Origin of the sequence: Enterobacter sp. BWH64, assembly GCF_001037645.1 — a bacterium.
GTDB classification, from domain to species: Bacteria; Pseudomonadota; Gammaproteobacteria; order Enterobacterales; family Enterobacteriaceae; genus Enterobacter; species Enterobacter hormaechei_C.
The window spans coordinates 3,652,367-3,673,045 of sequence record NZ_KQ089922.1; the positions used below are offsets into that span (position 1 = coordinate 3,652,367).

Annotated in this window: 16 protein-coding genes and 1 tRNA gene; 8 read left to right on the forward strand and 9 right to left on the reverse strand. The window is 55.3% G+C overall.

Annotation, left to right across the window (positions count from 1 at the left end; all coding sequences use genetic code 11):
- Nucleotides 1–131: 131 nt before the first annotated feature.
- Together SK50_RS17405 and rplY are read left to right on the forward strand one after the other, a co-directional pair.
- Nucleotides 132–1,892 carry a DEAD/DEAH box helicase gene (locus SK50_RS17405; protein WP_015572299.1) on the forward strand — a complete coding sequence of 587 codons (1,761 nt, stop codon included), beginning with the start codon at nucleotides 132–134 and terminating at the stop codon, nucleotides 1,890–1,892.
- 125 nt (nucleotides 1,893–2,017) lie between these two features.
- On the forward strand, nucleotides 2,018–2,302 hold the full coding sequence (rplY, locus tag SK50_RS17410) for a 50S ribosomal protein L25 (RefSeq protein WP_015572298.1): 285 nt from the start codon (nucleotides 2,018–2,020) through the stop codon (nucleotides 2,300–2,302).
- A 51-nt stretch (nucleotides 2,303–2,353) separates the two neighbouring features.
- On the opposite strand, the gene yejK is transcribed toward rplY, so the two are convergent.
- A complete protein-coding gene (gene yejK, locus SK50_RS17415; RefSeq protein ID WP_017693031.1) occupies nucleotides 2,354–3,361 on the reverse strand; it encodes a nucleoid-associated protein YejK in 1,008 nt (335 codons plus the stop codon).
- Nucleotides 3,362–3,495: 134 nt separating this feature from the next.
- Between yejK and SK50_RS17420 the strand changes: the two genes are divergently transcribed.
- The 3 genes from SK50_RS17420 to SK50_RS17430 all read left to right on the forward strand — a co-directional run bounded on the left by SK50_RS17420 (nucleotide 3,496) and on the right by SK50_RS17430 (nucleotide 5,653).
- Nucleotides 3,496–3,723: a YejL family protein gene (locus SK50_RS17420; RefSeq protein WP_001135586.1), complete on the forward strand. Its 228-nt coding sequence runs from the start codon at nucleotides 3,496–3,498 to the stop codon at nucleotides 3,721–3,723.
- Between the two features lie 19 nt (nucleotides 3,724–3,742).
- The gene (gene yejM, locus SK50_RS17425) at nucleotides 3,743–5,503 is read left to right on the forward strand and encodes an LPS biosynthesis-modulating metalloenzyme YejM (protein ID WP_017383404.1); all 1,761 of its coding nucleotides are present in this window, start codon (nucleotides 3,743–3,745) and stop codon (nucleotides 5,501–5,503) included.
- A gap of 73 nt (nucleotides 5,504–5,576) precedes the next feature.
- Nucleotides 5,577–5,653, forward strand: a tRNA-Pro gene (locus SK50_RS17430).
- A 66-nt stretch (nucleotides 5,654–5,719) separates the two neighbouring features.
- On the opposite strand, the gene SK50_RS17435 is transcribed toward SK50_RS17430, so the two are convergent.
- Nucleotides 5,720–5,980: a DUF2534 family protein gene (locus SK50_RS17435; protein WP_045343803.1), complete on the reverse strand. Its 261-nt coding sequence runs from the start codon at nucleotides 5,978–5,980 to the stop codon at nucleotides 5,720–5,722.
- Nucleotides 5,981–6,182: 202 nt separating this feature from the next.
- On the opposite strand from SK50_RS17435, the gene eco reads away from it, so the two are divergent.
- The gene (gene eco, locus SK50_RS17440) at nucleotides 6,183–6,692 is read left to right on the forward strand and encodes a serine protease inhibitor ecotin (protein ID WP_032648923.1); all 510 of its coding nucleotides are present in this window, start codon (nucleotides 6,183–6,185) and stop codon (nucleotides 6,690–6,692) included.
- Between the two features lie 134 nt (nucleotides 6,693–6,826).
- Here the strand turns inward: eco and mqo are convergent, their stop codons facing one another.
- Nucleotides 6,827–8,476, reverse strand: a complete 1,650-nt coding sequence (gene mqo, locus SK50_RS17445) for a malate dehydrogenase (quinone) (protein ID WP_017693029.1) — start codon at nucleotides 8,474–8,476, stop codon at nucleotides 6,827–6,829.
- Nucleotides 8,477–8,663: 187 nt separating this feature from the next.
- Here mqo and SK50_RS17450 point away from each other — a divergent pair, with 187 nt between their 5' ends.
- Complete coding sequence (locus SK50_RS17450; RefSeq protein ID WP_047642587.1) at nucleotides 8,664–9,959, forward strand: SulP family inorganic anion transporter; 1,296 nt, start codon at nucleotides 8,664–8,666, stop codon at nucleotides 9,957–9,959.
- On the opposite strand, the gene mgtE is transcribed toward SK50_RS17450, so the two are convergent.
- The 6 genes from mgtE to SK50_RS17480 all read right to left on the reverse strand — a co-directional run bounded on the left by mgtE (nucleotide 9,922) and on the right by SK50_RS17480 (nucleotide 17,261).
- Nucleotides 9,922–11,358 (reverse strand): magnesium transporter, encoded by a 1,437-nt coding sequence (gene mgtE, locus SK50_RS17455; protein ID WP_006811337.1) that lies wholly within the window; start codon nucleotides 11,356–11,358, stop codon nucleotides 9,922–9,924. The two genes, SK50_RS17450 and mgtE, sit on opposite strands and share 38 nt — an antisense overlap.
- Nucleotides 11,359–11,498: 140 nt before the next feature.
- Nucleotides 11,499–13,142, reverse strand: coding sequence for a multidrug ABC transporter permease/ATP-binding protein (locus SK50_RS17460; protein ID WP_017383408.1), 1,644 nt, complete (start codon nucleotides 13,140–13,142; stop codon nucleotides 11,499–11,501).
- Between the two features lie 76 nt (nucleotides 13,143–13,218).
- Nucleotides 13,219–13,869, reverse strand: a complete 651-nt coding sequence (gene alkB / locus SK50_RS17465; protein WP_003859395.1) for a DNA oxidative demethylase AlkB — start codon at nucleotides 13,867–13,869, stop codon at nucleotides 13,219–13,221.
- Nucleotides 13,869–14,927, reverse strand: a complete 1,059-nt coding sequence (ada, locus tag SK50_RS17470; protein WP_039270337.1) for a bifunctional DNA-binding transcriptional regulator/O6-methylguanine-DNA methyltransferase Ada — start codon at nucleotides 14,925–14,927, stop codon at nucleotides 13,869–13,871. Before ada ends, alkB begins: the two co-directional genes overlap by 1 nt.
- A gap of 72 nt (nucleotides 14,928–14,999) precedes the next feature.
- Nucleotides 15,000–16,055 carry an FAD:protein FMN transferase ApbE gene (gene apbE, locus SK50_RS17475; RefSeq protein ID WP_015572290.1) on the reverse strand — a complete coding sequence of 352 codons (1,056 nt, stop codon included), beginning with the start codon at nucleotides 16,053–16,055 and terminating at the stop codon, nucleotides 15,000–15,002.
- 114 nt (nucleotides 16,056–16,169) lie between these two features.
- Nucleotides 16,170–17,261 (reverse strand): porin OmpC, encoded by a 1,092-nt coding sequence (locus tag SK50_RS17480; protein ID WP_017693024.1) that lies wholly within the window; start codon nucleotides 17,259–17,261, stop codon nucleotides 16,170–16,172.
- Between the two features lie 744 nt (nucleotides 17,262–18,005).
- On the opposite strand from SK50_RS17480, the gene rcsD reads away from it, so the two are divergent.
- A complete protein-coding gene (gene rcsD, locus SK50_RS17485; RefSeq protein WP_017383411.1) occupies nucleotides 18,006–20,678 on the forward strand; it encodes a phosphotransferase RcsD in 2,673 nt (890 codons plus the stop codon).
- The last annotated feature ends 1 nt before the right edge of the window (nucleotide 20,679 follow it).

A 20,679-nucleotide genomic window follows, 5' to 3' on the forward strand; every position in this document is an offset into this window, starting at 1 on the left:
GGTGCTGGAAGTCGGACTACGCGTCCGAAAAAGAAGCAGTCAGAAACAGTTCAGTATAATGGTCTGGTTGCGCCACTCAAGGGAAAAAGTTTCGTGGCATACTATATGCGAGTTAACTGAATAGAGAAGCCATGACGTTCACATTACGCCCCTATCAGCAGGAAGCCGTTGATGCCACCCTCGCCTGGTTTCGCAAGCATCGGGAGCCCGCCGCCATCGTTCTCCCGACCGGAGCCGGTAAAAGCCTGGTGATTGCCGAACTGGCGCGCCTGGCCCGCGGACGCGTGCTGGTGCTGGCGCACGTCAAAGAGCTGGTGGCGCAAAACCACGCCAAATATTGCGCGCTCGGCCTGGAGGCCGACATTTTTGCCGCCGGACTGAAGCGCAAAGAGAGCCACGGAAAAGTGGTGTTTGGCAGCGTACAATCCGTTGCGCGCAACCTGGAACTGTTTCGCAGCGAGTTTTCCCTGCTGATTGTCGATGAGTGTCACCGCATCAGCGATGACGACGACAGCCAGTATCAGCAAATCCTCACTCATCTGAAAAAGGTGAATCCTCACCTCCGTCTGCTTGGCCTCACCGCCACGCCGTTTCGTCTGGGCAAGGGCTGGATTTATCAGTTTCATTATCACGGCATGGTGCGTGGCGATGAAAAGGCCCTGTTCCGCGACTGTATCTATGAGCTTCCGCTGCGCTACATGATCAAGCACGGCTACCTGACGCCGCCGGAGCGGCTGGATATGCCCGTCGTGCAGTACGATTTCAGCCGTTTACAGGCGCAGAGCAACGGGCTGTTCAGCGAGGCAGATCTTAACCATGAGCTGAAAAAACAGAAGCGGATCACGCCGCATATCATCAGCCAGATTGAAGAGTTCGCGCAAACGCGCAAAGGGGTGATGATTTTTGCTGCCACTGTCGAACACGCGCGCGAAATTACGGGGCTGCTGCCCGCCGACGACGCGGCGTTAATTACCGGTGAAACCCCCGGCCTGGAGCGCGACAGCCTGATTGAGGACTTCAAAGCTCAGCGGTTCCGCTATCTGGTGAATGTCTCCGTACTAACCACCGGCTTTGACGCCCCGCACGTCGACCTGATTGCGATTCTTCGCCCGACGGAATCCGTCAGCCTGTATCAGCAGATTGTTGGCCGCGGGCTGCGTCTGGCGCCGGGCAAAACCGACTGTCTGATCCTTGATTACGCCGGTAACCCGCACGATCTCTATTCGCCGGAAGTCGGCACGCCAAAAGGCAAGAGCGACAACGTGCCCGTTCAGGTTTTTTGCCCTGCCTGCGGGTTTGCCAACACCTTCTGGGGGAAAACCACCGCCGACGGCACGCTGATCGAACATTTTGGCCGCCGCTGTCAGGGCTGGTTTGAAGACGATGAAGGCCATCGCGAACAGTGTGACTTCCGCTTCCGCTTCAAAAACTGCCCGCAGTGCAATGCCGAAAACGACATTGCCGCCCGCCGCTGTCGGGAGTGCGACACGGTCCTGGTCGACCCGGACGACATGCTGAAAGCGGCGCTGAAGCTGAAAGATGCGCTGGTGCTGCGCTGTTCCGGCATGGCCTTACAGCCCGGCGCGGATGAAAAAGGCGAGTGGCTAAAAATTACCTACTACGACGAGGATGGCGCAGACGTCAGCGAGCGGTTCCGGGTCCAGACGCCCGCCCAGCGCACCGCGTTCGAGCAGCTCTTTATCCGCCCGCATACCCGCACGCCTGGCGTGCCGCTGCGCTGGATAACCGTGGCCGATATCGTGCGCCAGCAGGCGTTACTGCGCCATCCTGATTTTGTTGTCGCCCGTAAAAAAGGGCAGTTCTGGCAGGTGCGTGAGAAGGTCTTTGACTATGAAGGACGCTTTCGCCGGGCAAACGAATTGCGCGGTTAACGGGACTTTTCGTTGATGCGCGAGCCATTTGAGTATAAAATGCCGCCCGCTCCACATCCGTGAGGCAGAACACTCACCTGCTGCTGGGTCGCCTGTAGTAGGGTTTTAAATACAGAGAGAAATCAATGTTCACTATCGAAGCAGAAGTACGTAACGTGCAGGGTAAGGGTGCGAGCCGCCGCCTGCGTACCGCAAACAAGTTCCCGGCTATCGTTTACGGTGGCGAAGCTGCTCCAGTTGCTATTGAACTGGATCACGACAAAGTATGGAACATGCAGAACAAAGCTGAATTCTACAGCGAAGTTCTGACCATCGTTGTTGACGGTAAAGAAGAAAAAGTGAAAGTTCAGGCTGTTCAGCGTCACGCGTTCAAGCCAAAACTGACTCACATCGACTTCGTTCGCGCGTAATCGCAAACCTGTCGAGAAAAACCCCGCGTTTGCGGGGTTTTTTTATGGCTGTTACTTACCGCCTGAGGTGCGACGCTGAAGCTGGTCGCGCAGATTCGGCGGCGTGCCTTTAATGGTCAGCGTGTCGGTGGCCGGGTCCCAGAAGATACGTTCCCCGAGCAGCATGGCATCAAAGTTAATGGTTAACCCACCGCCGCTACCGGCAAATTTCGTCAGCTGACGCAGCGTACTGCGATCCGCCGGGAAGCTCTCTTCCAGCTCATAGCCTTTTTCCGCAGTAAATTCCTGGAAGCTGACTTCGCTGACGCCTGCCAGCTCTTTGGACAGCGACTCCAGCTCAATCTCTTCTCCAGCCTGTAACTGCTCGTTGCAGTAGCTGTAAACCTGCTGACGCACGGTCTGACGCTCAGATTTATCAAGCTGCGCCTCAGCCGTAAAGTCATCCACCGCCTGGAGGAGACCTTTGTTCTGCGCTTTGGCATTCAGCCCTTCGCTGGCGCCGAGGAAGTCCATAAAGAAATCCGCCACTTTGCGGCCCACGCGGCCTTTAAGGAAGGTCAGATAGCGCGTTGATTCCGGGTTGGTTTCCCATTCGGTTAAATCGATACGCGCCACAATATCCGCATGGTTGATATCCAGGTAGTGCGTTGAGCTGATATCCAGCTGCTCGTTCACGCGCATACTGCTTAAGTTATTCAGCACGGTGACCAGCAGATACTCTACCGCCAGATAGCGGTAGTGGCAGAACAGGACGATACCGCCATCGGCGAAGGGATATTTCGCCAGCTCGTCACGCAGACGGCCAGTAGCAGCGCGGCTGAATGCCAGGAAATCCTCTTCGCCCTGACGTTGCAGGCGCAGGCTATCCGCCAGTTCGCTCTCTTCGCTGAACAAGCCATAGGCTTTATTTTTCGCGCTGTAGACGCGATGCAACTCCGCCATCATCTCGACAACGGTAGGCGTTGGTTCCAGTAACGAATCGCGCAGCACCACTTCAAGGGTTTGCTCATCACGCTTGATAAGCTGGTGCAAGGCAATCTGGTTGATTTCCAGACTCATGATAAACTCTCCTTTTAGACCGGGCGGTATTCAACCACCACCAACGCATGTGTGCAACAGAAGATAAAAAAGGGGAAAAAAAGCTGTTGCTACGGTAATATGTCGCCCTTCTCTCAACAAACTGATTTTGATTTATGCCACAACATTCCCGCTACAGTGACGAACACGTTGAACAATTGCTCAGTGAGCTGGTCAACGTACTGGAAAAACATAAAACGCCAACCGATCTCTCCCTGATGGTTTTGGGAAATATGGTTACCAACCTGATCAATACCAGCGTTGCTCCGGCTCAGCGTCAGGCGATCGCCAAATCTTTCGCCCAGGCTTTGCAGTCCTCCGTTAGCGACGACCAGGCACACTAAGGGAAACGAACAACAGTTTATGGTGACGAATCGTCAGCGCTACCGTGAAAAAGTCTCCCAGATGGTCAGCTGGGGGCACTGGTTTGCCCTGTTCAACATTCTGTTGGCGATGGTGCTCGGCTGCCGTTATCTGTTTGTGGCGGACTGGCCAACCACGTTAACCGGGCGCATCTACTCGTGGATGAGCCTTGTTGGTCACTTTAGCTTTCTGGTCTTCGCCACCTATCTGCTGATCCTGTTCCCACTGACGTTTATCGTCATGTCGCAGCGGCTGATGCGCTTCCTGTCCGCCATTCTTGCGACGGCGGGCATGACGCTGTTGCTGATCGACAGCGAAGTCTTTACCCGTTTCCACCTGCACCTGAATCCTGTCGTCTGGGAGCTGGTGATTAACCCGGATCAGAACGAGACCGCGCGCGACTGGCAGCTGATGTTTATCAGCGTGCCGATTATCCTGCTGATCGAAATGCTGTTCGCCACGTGGAGCTGGCAAAAACTCCGCAGTCTGACCCGACGCCGCCATTATGCGAAGCCCGTCGCGGCGCTCTTTTTCGCCTCATTTATCGGTTCGCACCTGATGTATATCTGGGCAGATGCGAACTTCTACCGCCCGATTACCATGCAGCGCGCAAATCTGCCGCTCTCCTATCCGATGACGGCGCGTCGTTTCCTCGAAAAACACGGCCTGCTGGACGCGCAGGAGTATCAGCGTCGTCTGGTCGAACAGGGTAATCCTGAAGCGGTCAGCGTGCAGTATCCCCTGAGCGATCTGAAATATCGCGACATGGGCCGCGGTCAGAACGTGCTGCTGATTACCGTCGATGGCCTGAACTATTCCCGCTATGAGAAGCAGATGCCGGCGCTGGCTGAATTCGCTGAGAACAACATCGTATTCACTCAGCATATGAGCTCCGGTAATTCGACCGACGCGGGTATTTTCGGCCTGTTCTACGGCATTTCACCGAGCTATATGGACGGCGTGCTGTCGGCCCGTATTCCGGCGGCATTGATTACCGGGCTTAATCAGCAGGGCTACCAGCTGGGGCTGTTCGCCTCTGATGGTTTCAACAGCTCGCTGTACCGCCAGGCGCTGCTGTCTGATTTCTCACTGCCCGCCGCGCAGAGCCAGTCTGACGATCGGACCGCTGACCAGTGGATAGACTGGCTGAAGCGCTATGCGCAGGAAGATAACCGCTGGTTCTCCTGGGTTGCGTTTAACGGCACAACGCTTGATGACAGCAATCAGAAAGGCTTCGCGCGCCGCTATAGCCGTGCGGCGGGCGATGTCGATGCGCAGATCGGCCGCGTGCTGACCGCCCTGCGCGACGCGGGCAAGCTGGATAATACGGTCGTGATTATCACGGCGGGGCATGGCGTGCCGCTCGGCGACGAGGCGAAGGGCATGGAGTGGTCGCGTCCGAACCTGCATGTTCCCCTGGTGATCCACTGGCCGGGCACTCCCGCGCAGCGCATCAACATGCTCACCGACCATAAAGACGTCATGACCACGTTAATGCAACGGCTGCTGCACGTCAGCACACCGGCAATTGAGTACTCGCAGGGACAAGACCTCTTTAGCGCCACGCGGCGTCATAACTGGGTCACGGCTGCTGGCGGAAACACGCTGGTGGTGACCACGCCAACGTTGTCCCTGGTGCTGAACAGCAATGGCAATTACCAGACGTATAACCTCGAAGGTGAGAAGCTGAAAGACCAGAAGCCGCAGCTCAGTTTGCTGTTGCAGGTGCTGACAGACGAGAAGCGCTTTATCGCTAACTGATTATTTATGAATCAGTTAGCGTTGCTTGCCCCTTGCATTCAAAAAGGAATCGAGTAGTATTCCTTTTATGCGTCGGCACGTAGCGCAGCCTGGTAGCGCACCGTCATGGGGTGTCGGGGGTCGGAGGTTCAAATCCTCTCGTGCCGACCAAAACTACACAAAAAAACCAGCCGCTTATGGCTGGTTTTTTATTGCCTGTCTCCGCATGCGCAATGCTTAGTGTTTTTCACGCCCACCGAGAAAGAAAATCCCCAGCGGAATCGCCAGCAGGACGGTGAACACCAGGCTGTAAACAAAGATCATCGCCGATTGCAGGACAAACATGCTGGTTGTCCAGGCAGAGAGCGGGATGTTGTACTGCTCAATCACACCGACAATGGTTGCTCGCCCCACGCATGCAGCAGCAATCATAAACACAACCAGTAACGCCAGCAGGAACTTGCGGCCTTCAGGTGTCTTCAGTTTTTCCCCTACCATCTCCCCTCCCTTTACAGATGAATAACAATAATTAACGCGTAAAATAACACGATTGCCGCATCGACTCCAACACAGCATTAAACACCAATAAATGAACATAAAAGCAGTGCATTACTCCGTTTAAAATGAAAATATGAGTAAATTGCGCCAACTATTCACGTGCTATATGTTAGTCTTTCCAGGATCGTTTTAACAAAAAGGAATGACAGTGAAAAACGCACCTAAATTTGCCATCGCCCTCATCGCCGCTGCGTGCGCCAGCACCAGTGCTTTCGCCAGCGAAACCCAGAAAGAGCAGCCGCTGGAAAAAGTTGCTCCGTATCCGCAAGCGGACAAAGGGATGAAGCGCCAGGTTATTCAGCTCCCGGCTCAGCAGGATGAAGCAAATTTCAAAGTTGAGCTGTTAATCGGCCAGACGCTGGAAGTGGACTGCAACCAGCATCGCCTGGGCGGCCAGCTGGAAAGCAAAACGCTGGAAGGCTGGGGCTATGACTACTATGTCTTCGACAAAGTAACCTCGCCAGTCTCCACCATGATGGCGTGCCCGGACGGCAAGAAAGAGAAGAAATTTATTACCGCGTATCTGGGTGATAACAGTCTGCTGCGCTATAACAGCAAGCTGCCGATCGTCGTATACACGCCGGAAAACGTGGATGTGAAATATCGCGTATGGAAGGCGGATGAGACGGTAGGACAAGCGGTAGTTCGTTAATAATAAGTCGGGTGGCGCTCTCGCTTACCCGACCAGGAAAGGGTGCGTTCTGGTGCCCTCACCCCAACCCTCTCCCACCGGGAGAGGGAGAAAACACTAAAAACGGTAACGGATGTTACCGTTTTGCGTTTACCTTACAGCGCGATATCCGCTACCGGCTTGCTTTCCGCCTGAGGCTTCAGCTCTGCCTTAGGCGCAGCATCCGCAGCCTGCGGTTTGACGTATTGCAGTTGCAGAACGCGGCTGGTGTATTCCAGCTCTTGTTCCGTGGCTTCAACGTTACCGTTCAGCTTCGTACCGTAGGATGGAATAATGGTTTTCAGCTTCGCCTGCCATTCCGGGCTGGATACTTTGTCCTTAAACACTTTTTCCATCAGGTGCAGCATGATTGGCGCAGCGGTAGACGCCCCCGGAGATGCCCCCAGCAGCGCGGCAATGGTGCCATCCTTATCGCTTACCACTTCGGTACCCAGACGCAGCACGCCGCCCTCTTTCGGATCGCGTTTGATGATCTGCACGCGCTGACCCGCCTGCCACAGACGCCAGTCTTCTTTCTTCGCCTGCGGATAGTACTCTTTCAGCGCCTCGAAGCGCTCTTCATCAGAGAGCATCACCTGGCTAATCAGGTATTTCACCAGATCGAAGTTATCCAGCCCCACGTCCATCATTGGCTTGACGTTTGACGTCGTGGTCGCGCTCAGCAGATCCCACAGGGAACCGTTTTTCAGGAATTTGGTGGAGAATGTGGCGAACGGCCCGAACAGCACTACGCGCTTACCGTCCAGCATACGGGTGTCGATATGCGGAACGGACATCGGTGGTGCGCCCACAGAGGCCTGACCGTACACTTTCGCCAGATGACGGTTAACCACTTCCGGGTTTTCCGACACCAGGAACTGGCCGCCAACCGGGAAGCCCGCGTAGTCGTCCGCTTCCGGAATACCGGACTCCTGCAACAGTTTCAGCGCCGCGCCGCCCGCACCGATAAACACGAACTTCGCCTTAATCACATGCTCGGCTTCGTTGTTTTTCAGATCGGCAACGGTCACGCTCCAGCTGTTATCCGCGTTGCGCTTGAAACCACGCACTTCGGAGCTGAGTTGCAGGTTAAAGTTCTCTTTTTTCTTCAGAGAGGACACCAGCTGACGGGTGATTTCACCGTAGTTAACGTCAGTACCAATTTCAGTGCGGGTCGCCGCTACTTTCTGGTTCGGATCGCGGCCTTCCATGACCAGCGGCGCCCACTCTTTGATTTGAGCGTGATCTTCAGAGTATTTCATCCCGCGGAAAAGCGTGCTCTGTTGCAGGGCAGCGTAGCGCGCGCGCAGGAAGTTGACGTTTTGATCGCCCCACACAAAGCTCATGTGCGGTACGGTGTTGATGAAGGAGTGCGGATTGTGCAACACACCGCTGTTCACCTGGTGAGACCAGAACTGACGTGAGATCTGGAACGCTTCGTTGATCTCTACCGCCTTCTCGATACTAATGGAACCGTCCTTTTTCTGCGGCGTATAGTTCAGTTCCATGAGTGCCGAGTGCCCCGTCCCGGCGTTGTTCCAGCCGTTAGAGCTTTCCTGTGCCACGCCATCGAGGCGCTCGACCATGGTCATGGACCAGTTCGGCTCTAATTCCTGAAGATACGTTCCCAGCGTGGCGCTCATGATGCCGCCACCAATTAAAAGGACATCCGTTTCCTGCTCTTTTGGTGCGTCAGCCTTCGCCGCCATCGAGACGACGTTCAGCCCCACGGCCAGAGAAAAGAGCACGGCAGTCATTTTTTTCATCATTTATGCCTTAGTTGAATAGTGCTTGATGCGTGGAAATTACAGGTGAAACACGCTGCGGTGGCACGGTAGCAACTTTTAAATATTGTTTAAAGGTTACGAAATTATTGTAATTGTGAAATTTAATGATGGATTGTTTGTAGGGATTTGGCAGACAGGCTGGCACCCGACGATTTTCCTGGCTATCATGCTGCACTTTGTGATCGCGCGCACGGAAGCCTGCCCCTACCAGCGAATTGTTATGTCATTACCCCACTCGTCTGTACCTCAAGAAGGCCATGTCGCCACTGTTTTACGTTCGCCTCACCGTCTGATGCGCGAAACCCTGGCCGGTGTGATTACCGCGCTGGCGCTGATCCCGGAAGTGATTTCGTTTTCCGTGGTCGCGGGCGTGGATCCGAAAGTGAGCCTTATCGCCTCCGTGGTGCTCTGTTTCGCCCTTTCCCTGCTCGGCGGGCGTCCGGCCATGGTGACGGCGGCGGCAGGTTCCGTCGCGCTGGTGATTGGGCCGATGGTCCATCAACACGGCGTACAGTACATTCTGCCCGCAGTGGTGATGGCAGGCGTGATTCAGATCCTGTTCGGCGCGCTGGGTATGGCGCGGCTGATGCGCTTTATTCCCCAGTCGGTGATGACCGGGTTTGTTAACGCCCTTGGCATTTTGATTTTCTTTGCCCAGGTGCCCCATTTCTGGAGCCGAAGCCCGCTGATTGTGGGCCTGTTCGTGCTGACGCTGCTGATTGTGCTCTGGGTGCCACGCTATATCAAAAGCGTGCCCTCCCCGCTGATTGCCATTGTGCTGCTGACTTTGTTCACCGTCACCAGCGGGCAAATCCTGCCGACGGTAGGGAATGAAGGTTCCATGGGCGGCGGTTTGCCGGGCTTTACGCAACTGCTGGTGCCGCTCAATCTGGAAACCCTGAGCATCATCTGGCCGTGCGCGCTAAGTATCGCTTTCGTTGGCCTGCTGGAATCCTTGTTGACGGCAAAACTGGTGGACGAGCTGACCGCTACCCCCTCCAGTAAGCGCCGCGAGAGCATCGGACTGGGCGTGGGCAATATTATGGCCGGGTTCTACGGCGGCATTGCGGGCTGCGCGATGATTGGGCAGACCATCGTTAACGTGGAGATGGGGAAAGGCAGAAGCCGTATCTCCACCCTTGCGGCGGGCATCGTACTGCTGGTGCTGGTTACGGCGCTCAGCGAGGTGATGGCCAAAATTCCGATGGCGGTACTGGCGGGAATTATGGCCATTGTGGCCGTCAAGACCTTTAGCTGGCATAGCGTTCAGCCCGGAACGCTGAAAAACGCGCCGGTGGCTGAAACCGTCGTGATGCTGGTGACGGTTGTGGCAACGGTTTTCACCGGCAACCTGGCGATTGGCGTGCTGGGCGGGATTGTGATGATGTTCATCCTCCCTGCCCGACTTAAGCAAAAAGCGCTGGCTACAGAAGAAAAATCGTCGCCAGTCCAAGAAAAATAAAGAAACCGCCGGTATCGGTAATGGCGGTGATCATCACGCTCGATCCCACCGCGGGGTCGCGCCCCAGCCGGGTCATGGTCAACGGGATAATCACGCCCATCATCGCCGCCACCAGCAGATTCAGCACCATCGCCAGCATCATGACCCCGCCCAGCGCCATATCATCATACAGCCACCAGGTAATGCCGCCCATGATGCCGCCCCAGACCAGGCCATTAATAAGCGCGACGCCCATCTCCCTGAAAATCAGCCACGAGAAATTACCCGGCTGAATGTTTTCCAGCGCCAGGGCGCGAACGATCATGGTGATAGTCTGGTTACCGGTGTTCCCGCCGATCCCCGCCACAATCGGCATCAGCGACGCCAGGGCCACCAGCTGGGAAATGGTATGTTCAAAGCCGTCAATAACGCGGGACGCCACGAACGCGGTGCATAAATTGATGGCGAGCCACGCCCAGCGGGTTTTGACGGCCTTGCCGACGGAGGCATGAACGTCATCTTCGGCACTGATCCCGCCAAGGGCACGCAGGTCGTTATCGGTCTCTTCATAGACCACGTCAACGATCTCATCGATGGTCAGACGCCCCATCAGCTTGCCCACCGAATCCACCACCGCCGCGCTCACCAGGTCATCACGTTCGAAGGTACGCGCCGCTTTTTCGGCATCGTCTTCCGGCGAGAAGACCATCGGCTCGGTTTCCATGACCTCACTCACCCGCTGCTGAGTGCTGTTAAGCAGGATCGTTTTCAGCTCCAGCTCCCCGAGCAGGGTTTTATCCCGCGAGGTGACGAACAGTTTATCGGTGTTGTCCGGCATACTGCCCAGGCGACGAAGATAGCGCTGCACCGTACCCAGGGTAACGTCCGGACGCACGGTGATGACGCCAAACTCCATGATCGCGCCGACGCTGTTTTTCTCGTAGTGCATCACCTGACGCACGCGCGCCCGCTCTTCGGCTGGCAGGGAAGCCAGCAGGCGTCCGGTCAGGTTGCGCGGAAGATGCTGAACGAGGTAAATCTGCTCATCGATATCCAGCGTTTGCAGGGCGTCAAGGATGTCCCGGTCGCTCATCTCATCGATAAGGTCATCCCAGACGTTTTCCGAGGCTTCAAGCAATACCTGACCGCGCTCGTGATCCTGCACCAGCCGCCACAGGGCGTGGCGCTCTTCGGAAGGCAATGCCTCCAGGGTGTCCGCCAGGTCCGGGGGCGGTAAATGTGCAACCAGCGCACCTACCTCAGCAATATCGTCGGCCAGCGTGCCGACATCATATTGCTCAGCCAGGGTTAGCTTACCCAATAACGTTGACGTGACCGCTTTATCGGTCGTCAGGAGCCAGATGAGCCGCGCACGCTCCTGGTCACGCTGCCTGGCGCTGTTTTTCTTTAATACCGACATCAATCATAAATCCATTAAATGAGTTGGCGTTAAGCATAGCGCGGGGATATGTAAATAAGAATAAACGGCGGGTCGGGATGGAGAAAAAAACGGCATATATGAAAAATTAGTGTGCCGGGCGCCACCCGGCACAATTGCAATCAGGCCGTACGCGCCACCGCGTCCCGTGACGCTGCATCGCGCTCATCGCCGGTCAGCTCGCTCAGCTTGCCGTCGCGCATCTCCAGCAGACGGTCGGCGTGAATGAAGTAGTGATCGTCATGGCTGATGGCAAAAATGGTTTTCCCCATCGCCTGCATCAGCGGCAGCAGGACCTGATAAAACTCGCGACGGAAGTGCGGGTCCTGATCGGCGGCCCACTCATCCAGCAGGATGATGTCACGCTCTTCGGCCAGCGCCAGCAGCAGCGCCACGCGTTTCTTCTGCCCTTTCGACAGTTTGAGATTCAGGATTTTGCCATCCTGTAGCTCCAGTTTGTGTGACATTTGCAGGTGCGCAAGCCACTTCTCCACCAGCGCCGGATCCGCCTGCTGCCCTTCCGGTCCCAGCAGCCGGTCGAACAGCCAGACGTCGGTAAATACCGCCGAGAAGAGCTTGCGGTAGTCCTCCGGTTTCTCCGCGCTCAGCGCTTTACCATCCAGCAAAATTTCACCCGCCTGCGGCTGGTAGAGGCCCGTCAGCAGCATCGCCAGCGTAGATTTGCCGCTGCCGTTGCCGCCGATAAGGAACAGCAGTTCGCCGCGATGAATGGTCAGGTTTATCGGCCCTACGGAGAAGGCGTTATCCTGATAGCGGAAGGTAACGTTACGCAGCTCCAGCGTTTGCCAGTTCGGGAAGGCCTGCGGGCGCGGGAACTCAGCCTTAAACGGCGCAAGGTCGAATTTCTTCAGCTTGTTGAAGGCCACCTGAGCGCTCAGCAGCGTCGGCAGTGCGCCAACGGCCGACAGCAGCGGCGTGCGTAAAAACAGCAGCGTCAGGGAGTAGGTTGCCGCCACATTGGTATCCGCCCACCCCAGGCTGTTCGCCATCCAGAACACCAGGCCAATCGCGCCCAGCATCATGATGTTGGACCAGTTCACGGCGCTCAGGTGGAACGTATCGGCGCGGATAATGTGATGACGATATTCGTGCGCATCCGGGATATAAAGATGGTTGAAGATATGCTCGGCACGCTCGCGGTTCAGCGTCAGCTCTTTGCGCCCTTCCAGCACCGTCTGATAATCGTTATAGAGCTTGTCTTCCGTTTCGCGCAGCACTGCCATGTGCTTATAGACGCGTGATACCAGCAGGAACCCGCCCCAGATGGTAATAACAATCCACAGCGCCGTTACCGCCAGCATTTTGCTGGAGAGCCAGGCGAGATAGGCTGCCGAGCCAAATGTCAGGATGATCCCCTGCACCAGCTCCGGCAGGCGCACAAAGGCGATGGTAATGGCGCGCACATCGCTGGTCAGCCCCGCCAGCAGAGAGGCACTTCCCAGCTGTTCGATGCGTTCCACCTGAGTATCAAGGATCCGTTTGATGAACTCACTGCGCAGACGGAAAACGAAATGGTGGCCGAGGGCGGTCAGCGCCAGCTGTGACCCGAGCGTGACTGCCATCAGCAGCAGCAGTAAACCCAGAAATTCCGGCAGGACTGAGAGTGACGTGTCGACCATTTCGATCAAACGCACGTTAATGAAGGCAATCAGGCCGATCCCCAGCGCCGCGCTGGCAAGGCTTAACGCCATCACCGCGATAAAAGGCCAGCGATACTGCCGCCAGACAAGAAGAAGTAGTTGCATGCAGAGCAATCCGGACAAGAAAAATCAGCCAGCAGTGTAAACTGCCTTTCACACACATCAAGAATAATTCTTATTTTTATTCTCTGTATGCCGCCTGACGGAACGTGAGGTTGTAGCGAAATGCCCCCGCCACCGGGTGATCGCCAGGTTTAAGCGGCTGAATACCGTGGTAAAAAAGCCGTGATTCACCGCCCCAGACCACCACATCACCATGCTCCAGCATCAGCCGTTTGAGCGGGTCGTTGCGCCGCAGGCCGCCAAACTGAAAGACAGCGGGCAGCCCAAGGGATACCGAGACGATCGGCGCGCGCAGGTCCGGCTCGTCCTTATCCTGATGCAAGGAGAGCTTTGCCCCAACGGCATAGCGGTTGATAAGACAGGCATCGGGTCGAAAATCAGGATAGCCGGCCGCCACGGCGGCGTCATGACACAGCGCCTGAAACGCCTCCGGCATCGGCGGCCACGGCTGATCCGTCAGCGGATCGTTCGCGGCATATACATAGCCCCGCTCATTCGTCGCCCATCCCAGTTCGCCGCAGTTGGTCATCGCCACGGACATGGTATACCCGCCTGGCGTAACCATATGGCGAAATGGTGAACAAGCGGTAACGGCATCAATACCGTCGAACAGCGCCGCCGCGCGGGAAAGCGCGAAGCGTCTCAGGATCGTCGCCCCCGGCGCGAGCGGCTCGTGCCAGGGTTCAGCATCAGCAAAAAGATCGAGCATTATCCCTCCGGGTTGTTCGCCTCACGTTTCAACAATAGCATCTTACGCGCTGCTCCCCAGCGATAACCCGACAGCGCACCGTCGTTACGCACCACGCGATGACAGGGGATGACTATCGCCAGTTTGTTGGCACCGCAGGCCCCCGCCACGGCACGTACGGCATTGGGTTTACCAATGGCCTTCGCCACCTGCTGATAGCTTGCCGTTTCACCGCAGGGGATATCCCGCAGCGCCTGCCAGACCTGCTGCTGGAAGGCGGTACCACGAATATCCAGCGGCAGCGTCAGCGGCGTCGCGCGGCTGTCGACAGAGGCAATAACCTGCCGAACACGCCCGGCAAACGCGCCTTCCATCGGTTCACGGACGGCAAGCGGAAACAGTGACAGCAGCTCAGCCGTCAGCCCGGCGTCGTCATCACCCAGCAGTATTGCGCAGATCCCGCGCTCGCTTTCCGCCACCAGACAGCGGCCCAGCGAGCAGTCACTGATGGCATAGCGGACCGCAGCCTCTCCGTTGCGGTACTGTTTTGCCGTCATGCCCAGCGCGCCGTTGGCTTTACGGTAGTAGCTGCTGCCGTCCGGAAAGCCAGCGGCCAGTACGGCGTCGGTGATTTTACCGCCCTGTGCAAGCAGGGTGCGCAGGCGTTGTTCACGCGCGGCCTGCTGCCATGCTTTCGGCGTCATGCCGGTGACGGATTTAAACAAGCGGTGGAAATGGAACGGACTCATGGCAACCTGCTGCGCCAGTGCCTCCAGGTTCAGCGCGGCATCCTGTTCAAGCAGTCGACAGGCCAGCGCAATGTTGGCCTTTTTCTGCGCCATAGGGTCGACCTGGTCCGGCCTACAGCGCTTACAGGGGCGGAAACCCGCCTGCGCGGCCTGGTGAGCATCAGGATAAAAGCAGACATTTTTACGCAGCGCGTGGCGGGCGCGGCAGGACGGACGACAATAAATGCCGGTCGTCTGCACGGCAAAGACAAACTGGTTATCCGCACGCGGATCGCGGGCCAGTACGGCCTGCCAGCGATCCTCATCGGTAAGATAGGTTGTGTTTTTCATTATCGGCTCCTCTTACAAGCATACGCTCAGCTTGCCTGAACGCCACCGAACAAAAACCCGCAACCTTGCTTTTTAATTTTTTTCGCTCACCAGGAAGCTATTGAACTGCGGCGAACTCCAGGTTTTAAATCCGTCAGCCTCTTTGGTGATCATATAGACGGCCAGCCCTTCCTGACGCACCACCTCTTTGGCCTTCTCCGTGCCGAGCACCATCAATCCGGTATCCCAGGCATCCGCTTCCAGCGCGGTTGGGGCTATCACCGTCACGGACACCAGGTTGTGGGTAATCGGGCGTCCGGTTTGCGGATCAATCACGTGCGAGATACGTTTGCCATCCAGCTCGTAATAGTTGCGGTAGCTTCCGGAGGTGCTGATACCATGCCCGTTGATGTCGACAATCGCCTGCACCGCGTTCTGCTGATCGGTTGGTTTTTGGATGGCCACTCGCCACGGCCTGCCGCTGGCGTTCATGCCCCGGCTGACGAGCGCGCCCCCGACGGAAACCAGATAACGCGGAATGCCTTCCTGCGCCATCAGGGCCGCGAGATGATCCGCAGCATACCCCTCGCCTACCGTGGAGAGATCGACAAACAGGTCGGGAATATCTTTTTGCAGGTATTGCTGACCGTACTGGGAGATCACCGCCAGATGCTGTAACCCCGTACGGGCGCGGGCGTCGTCGATGGCGGCTTGATCGGGTGTAGTCACCGGCTGCTTGTTGGGGCCAAATCCCCACAGGTTCACCAGCGGCCCCACGGTCACATCCATTGCGCCGTTGGTTTTGTAGCCCACGCGCATGGATTCCGTGACGATATCGGCCATCGCTTCGCTCACCGGCCACAGCGAGGTGCTGCTGGAGCGATTGAAACGCATCAGCGCTGAGTCATTTTTATAGGTAGAGAGTAGCTGATCGTCGGCATCCAGCTGCGCCTGAATTTTACCGCGTAATTCTTCAGCGCGGGATTTATCAATATCCATCACGCTGACGCGCCAGAAGGTCCCCATGGTTTTCCCTTCCAGCACCGTCGCGGCGGGTGCGTCGATTTTTGCGGGCTGTGTGGAAGAGTCACACGCGGTCAGGAGTAAAAAAGTCGCCAGAACGCTGGCGCGTAAAAAAGTCATATCCATTGGTTATTATCCTCATGCCAGGGCGGCAAGAGTACACTAAAACAGCGTATTTGTAAGACCCTAAAAAAGCATGAAAAAAGGGGCCTGATGGCCCCTTTGTCGCTGTATGAGCAATTAGAACTGGTAAACCAGACCCAGCGCGACGATATCGTCAGTACCGATACCTGCTGCGCGAGTGAAGTCGTTCTCATCAACCAGGTTGATTTTGTAATCAACGTAGGTGGACATGTTTTTGTTGAAGTAGTAAGTCGCGCCAACATCAACATATTTCAGCAGATCCTGGTCGCCGTAGCCGTTTTCCAGGTCCTTACCTTTAGATTGCAGGTACGCCACGGATGGACGCAGACCGAAGTCGAACTGATACTGCGCAACCACTTCGAAGTTCTGCGCTTTGTTAGCCCAGCCCAGGTCGCCCGCACGGGTCGCGTTGTAAGTCTGAGTATACTGTGCAGCCAGGTAGATGTTGTTCGCGTCATATTTCAGACCACCGGTGTAGGTCTCAGCACGATCGCCGTTACCGTAGGCCATGGCGTTCTGGTCATCAGTACGTTTAGAGCTGGTGACCGCCGTACCGAGTGCGAAGCCTTCGCCCAGATCGTAGGTCAGAGAGCCACCGTAGCCATCACCGTTCTGACGCAGTGCCTCACGACCGTTGTTGGTCTGGCCTTCGCCGCTTGGGCTGCCGTTTTTACCCTGGTACTGCAACGCGAAGTTCAGACCATCAACCAGACCGAAGAAGTCCTGGTTACGGTAGGTCGCGAAGCCGTTACCACGCTGCTGCATGAAGTTGTCAGAACCGTAGGTGTCGCCGCCGAATTCCGGCAGAACGTCGGTCCAGGAAGTCACATCGTAAACAACGCCGTAGTTACGACCGTAGTCGAATGAACCCGCATCAGCGAATTTCAGACCTGCGAACGCCACACGCGTCCATGAGTTGTTTTCGTTCTCACCAGAGTTGCCCTGGATCTGGTATTCCCACTGGCCGTAACCGGTCAGCTGGTCGTTAACCTGAGTTTCGCCTTTGAAGCCCAGACGCATGTAGGTCTGGTCGCCGTCTGCACTGTCGTCATCAGAGAAATAGTGCAGACCATCCACTTTACCGTACAGATCTAATTTGTTGCCGTCTTTGTTATAAATTTCAGCCGCATTTGCTGCGCCTGCCACCAGCAGAGCTGGTACCAGGAGGGACAGTACTTTAACTTTCATTTTATTAACCCTCTGTTATATGCCTTATTATTTACCACTGCTTACTGGTCAACCCTCTTAACCAGTCGGCAAGTTCATTCTCCTCAAAAATGCAGAATAATCCAACAGGAATATGATACGAAAACTTTGAAGATGTTTCACTTTACCATCAACATGTTTCAATTTGTAAATTTGAAGGAACTTTTACAGAGCATAAATAGTTTAAAAATATAGCACGGATAATCAAAACAAAAATATATTCTATTTAATACAAGTGATTAGCTTAAAAAACGGTACAGCACTGAATGACAAAAAAATTCCCTTCAACACCACTAAAATAACTCTCGCTATCATCATTAACTTTATTTATTACCGTCATTCAGTTCTGAATGTCTGTTTATCCCTAATTGAACCGGATGCTTCGCATTCGGTTTTTTTTTACCTTTCTTTACGTCAGCCTACATTTTATGTGCTACCCCTCAGAAATGATAACGACTATTAACTAAATCCAGCATCCGGCTTTCGCTGAATTCTTTTTTATGCTATTGAAATTAATTTCTTGTTTATTCGTGCTATTTTCCTGCCGGTGCGATCGCGTATTTATACATTTCACGGGGTTTTGTACACCTTTCATCCGGGGACGTTGAAGCCGCTTACCCGGATAAAAAGTCAAGGTCATACCGTTAACGACGCTGGAAATTCAGTTATTACCCTTTATACTGCCCTATCCCATTACCGCGCGGCCATTACGGGTTAAACACATCGATGAGTCAGACTGAAACTACCGCCCCGAGCAAATTCTCCCTTCTACCGGGCAGCATCACCCGTTTCTTTCTTCTGTTGATCGTTGTGCTGTTAGTCACAATGGGGGTGATGGTTCAGAGCGCCGTTAATACCTGGCTTAAAGATAAAAGCTATCAAATCGTCGATATCACCCATGCGGTGCATAAGCGCATTGATACGTGGCGCTATGCGACCTGGCAAATCTACGACAATATCGCTGCCGCGCCTGCCACCTCGTCAGGCGAAGGGTTGCAGGAAACGCGCCTTAAGCAGGATGTGTATTACCTTGAAAAACCGCAGCGCAAGACGGAAGCCCTGATTTTCGGCTCGCACGACAGCGCAACGCTTGAGATGACGCAGCGGATCTCCTCCTATCTGGACACCCTGTGGGGCGCCGAGACCGTACCGTGGTCAATGTATTACCTGAACGGTCAGGACAACAGCATGATCCTGATCTCGACCCTGCCGCTTAAGGATCTTTCGTCCGGCTTTAAAGAGACCACCGTTGGCAGTATTGTGGATTCCCGTCGGGCAGAAATGCTGCAACAGGCCAACGCGCTGGACGAGCGAGAAAGTTTCTCGTCATTACGCCGTCTTGCCTGGCAGAATGGCCACTACTTTACGCTGCGAACCACCTTTAACCAGCCGGGCCATCTGGCGACCGTGGTTGCCTTCGACCTGCCGATTAACGATCTCATCCCACCGGATATGCCGCTGGACAGTTTCCGTCTGGAGCCAGACAACAGCACCCAAAATATGCGCACGCCGTCGGATAAAGAAGGCGCGGACAGCGTAGCGATCTCCTTTAATGGCTCAAAGATTGAGATTGCCTCATCGCTCAACTCAACCGGTATGCGTCTGGTGTGGCAGGTGCCTTTTGGCACCCTGATGCTTGATACTCTGCAAAACATTCTGCTGCCGCTTTTGCTGAATATTGGCCTGCTGGCGCTGGCGCTGTTTGGCTACAGCACCTTCCGTTTCCAGTCGGGCCGCCAGAGCGACTCGACGTCGGTATCAGCCGGGACCAGCAACGAGTTGCGCATTCTTCGTGCCCTGAATGAAGAGATTATTTCCGTGCTGCCGCTTGGGGTGCTCGTTCACGACCAGGAGGCTAACCGCACGGTAATGAGCAATAAAATTGCCGATCACCTTCTGCCGCATCTTAACCTGCAAAATATTACGGCCATGGCGGACCAGCACCAGGGCGTTATTCAGGCCACCGTTAATAATGAACTGTATGAGATCCGTCAGTTCCGCAGTCAGGTCGCCTCGCGCACGCAAATCTTCATCATTCGCGATCAGGATCGCGAAGTGCTGGTGAATAAAAAGCTCAAGCAGGCGCAAAGGCTGTACGAGAAAAACCAACATGGCCGCGCGGCGTTTATGCAAAATATTGGCGATGCCTTTAAACAACCGTTAAAGTCACTCGCCACGCAGATTGCTGATCTGAGCACGCCGGAAAGCCGACAGCTCAGCAGCCAGGCCGACTCCCTGGTTCGTCTGGTGGACGAAATCCAGCTTGCGAACATGCTGGAGAATGACATCTGGAAGGGCACCCCTACGCTCTTTTCCATCCAGGACCTGATTGATGAGGTGGTGCCGGAAGTCCTGCCGGTGATCAAGCGCAAGGGACTCCAGCTGCTGATCAACAACCATTTACCGGCCAACGACGAACGTCACGGCGATCGCGATGCCCTGCGTCGCATCCTGATGATGTTGATACAGTATGCCGTCACCACGACGCAGATCGGCAAGATCACCCTTGAAGTCAGCACCGATGAGTCCACCGACGATCGTCTGACGTTCCGCATCCTGGATACGGGCGAAGGCGTCACAGTGAGCGAAATTGATAACCTGCACTTCCCGTTCCTGAACGATACCCAGCGCGACCACTACGGTAAGGCGAATGCCCTCACCTTCTGGCTTTGCGATCAGCTGGCGCGTAAGCTGGGCGGTCATCTGAACATTAAGGCCCGCGAGTCCCTCGGCACCCGCTACTCTTTACACGTGAAAATGGCGGCGAATCCCCAGGAAGAGGATGAAGAGCGTCTGCTGGACGATGTGGTGGTGATGGTGGATGTGACCTCCAGTGAGATCCGTAATATCGTCGTTCGTCAGCTGGAAAACTGGGGGGCGTCCTGCATTACCCCGGACGAAAGGCTCGCGAGTCAAGAATTTGATCTATTTTTAACTGATAATCCGTCTAATCTTACTGCCTCAGGCTTGCTTTTAAGCGATGATGAGCCAGGCGTGCGGAAAATCGGCCCTGGGCAGCTGCGCGTCAACTTTAATATGAGCAATGCAATGCAGGAAGCTGTATTACAACTGATTGAAGAGAATCTGGCGCAGGAAGAGATCCTGGAGTCACCGTTAGGCGGCGATGAAAATGCCGAACTCCATGCCAGCGGATATTATTCGCTCTTCGTTGATACAGTACCAGATGATGTTAAGCGGTTGTATACTGAGTCCGCTGCGCAGGATTTTGCAGCGCTGGCACAGACAGCACACCGGCTTAAAGGGGTGTTTGCCATGCTTAATCTGGTTCCCGGCAAGCAGTTATGTGAAACGCTGGAACATCTAATTCGTGAGAAAGATGCCTCTGGCATTGAAAAATACATCAGCGACATTGACGCTTACGTCAAGAGCTTGCTGTAGC

What these genes read in the sequence shown, in the direction of transcription:
- SK50_RS17405 (WP_015572299.1), top strand. Translation starts at nt 132, where the DNA reads ATGACGTTCACATTACGCCCCTATCAGCAGGAAGCCGTTGATGCCACC.
- rplY (WP_015572298.1), top strand. Translation starts at nt 2,018, where the DNA reads ATGTTCACTATCGAAGCAGAAGTACGTAACGTGCAGGGTAAGGGTGCG.
- yejK (WP_017693031.1), bottom strand. Translation starts at nt 3,361, where the DNA reads ATGAGTCTGGAAATCAACCAGATTGCCTTGCACCAGCTTATCAAGCGT.
- SK50_RS17420 (WP_001135586.1), top strand. Translation starts at nt 3,496, where the DNA reads ATGCCACAACATTCCCGCTACAGTGACGAACACGTTGAACAATTGCTC.
- yejM (WP_017383404.1), top strand. Translation starts at nt 3,743, where the DNA reads ATGGTGACGAATCGTCAGCGCTACCGTGAAAAAGTCTCCCAGATGGTC.
- SK50_RS17435 (WP_045343803.1), bottom strand. Translation starts at nt 5,980, where the DNA reads ATGGTAGGGGAAAAACTGAAGACACCTGAAGGCCGCAAGTTCCTGCTG.
- eco (WP_032648923.1), top strand. Translation starts at nt 6,183, where the DNA reads ATGACAGTGAAAAACGCACCTAAATTTGCCATCGCCCTCATCGCCGCT.
- mqo (WP_017693029.1), bottom strand. Translation starts at nt 8,476, where the DNA reads ATGAAAAAAATGACTGCCGTGCTCTTTTCTCTGGCCGTGGGGCTGAAC.
- SK50_RS17450 (WP_047642587.1), top strand. Translation starts at nt 8,664, where the DNA reads ATGCTGCACTTTGTGATCGCGCGCACGGAAGCCTGCCCCTACCAGCGA.
- mgtE (WP_006811337.1), bottom strand. Translation starts at nt 11,358, where the DNA reads ATGTCGGTATTAAAGAAAAACAGCGCCAGGCAGCGTGACCAGGAGCGT.
- SK50_RS17460 (WP_017383408.1), bottom strand. Translation starts at nt 13,142, where the DNA reads ATGCAACTACTTCTTCTTGTCTGGCGGCAGTATCGCTGGCCTTTTATC.
- alkB (WP_003859395.1), bottom strand. Translation starts at nt 13,869, where the DNA reads ATGCTCGATCTTTTTGCTGATGCTGAACCCTGGCACGAGCCGCTCGCG.
- ada (WP_039270337.1), bottom strand. Translation starts at nt 14,927, where the DNA reads ATGAAAAACACAACCTATCTTACCGATGAGGATCGCTGGCAGGCCGTA.
- apbE (WP_015572290.1), bottom strand. Translation starts at nt 16,055, where the DNA reads ATGGATATGACTTTTTTACGCGCCAGCGTTCTGGCGACTTTTTTACTC.
- SK50_RS17480 (WP_017693024.1), bottom strand. Translation starts at nt 17,261, where the DNA reads ATGAAAGTTAAAGTACTGTCCCTCCTGGTACCAGCTCTGCTGGTGGCA.
- rcsD (WP_017383411.1), top strand. Translation starts at nt 18,006, where the DNA reads ATGAGTCAGACTGAAACTACCGCCCCGAGCAAATTCTCCCTTCTACCG.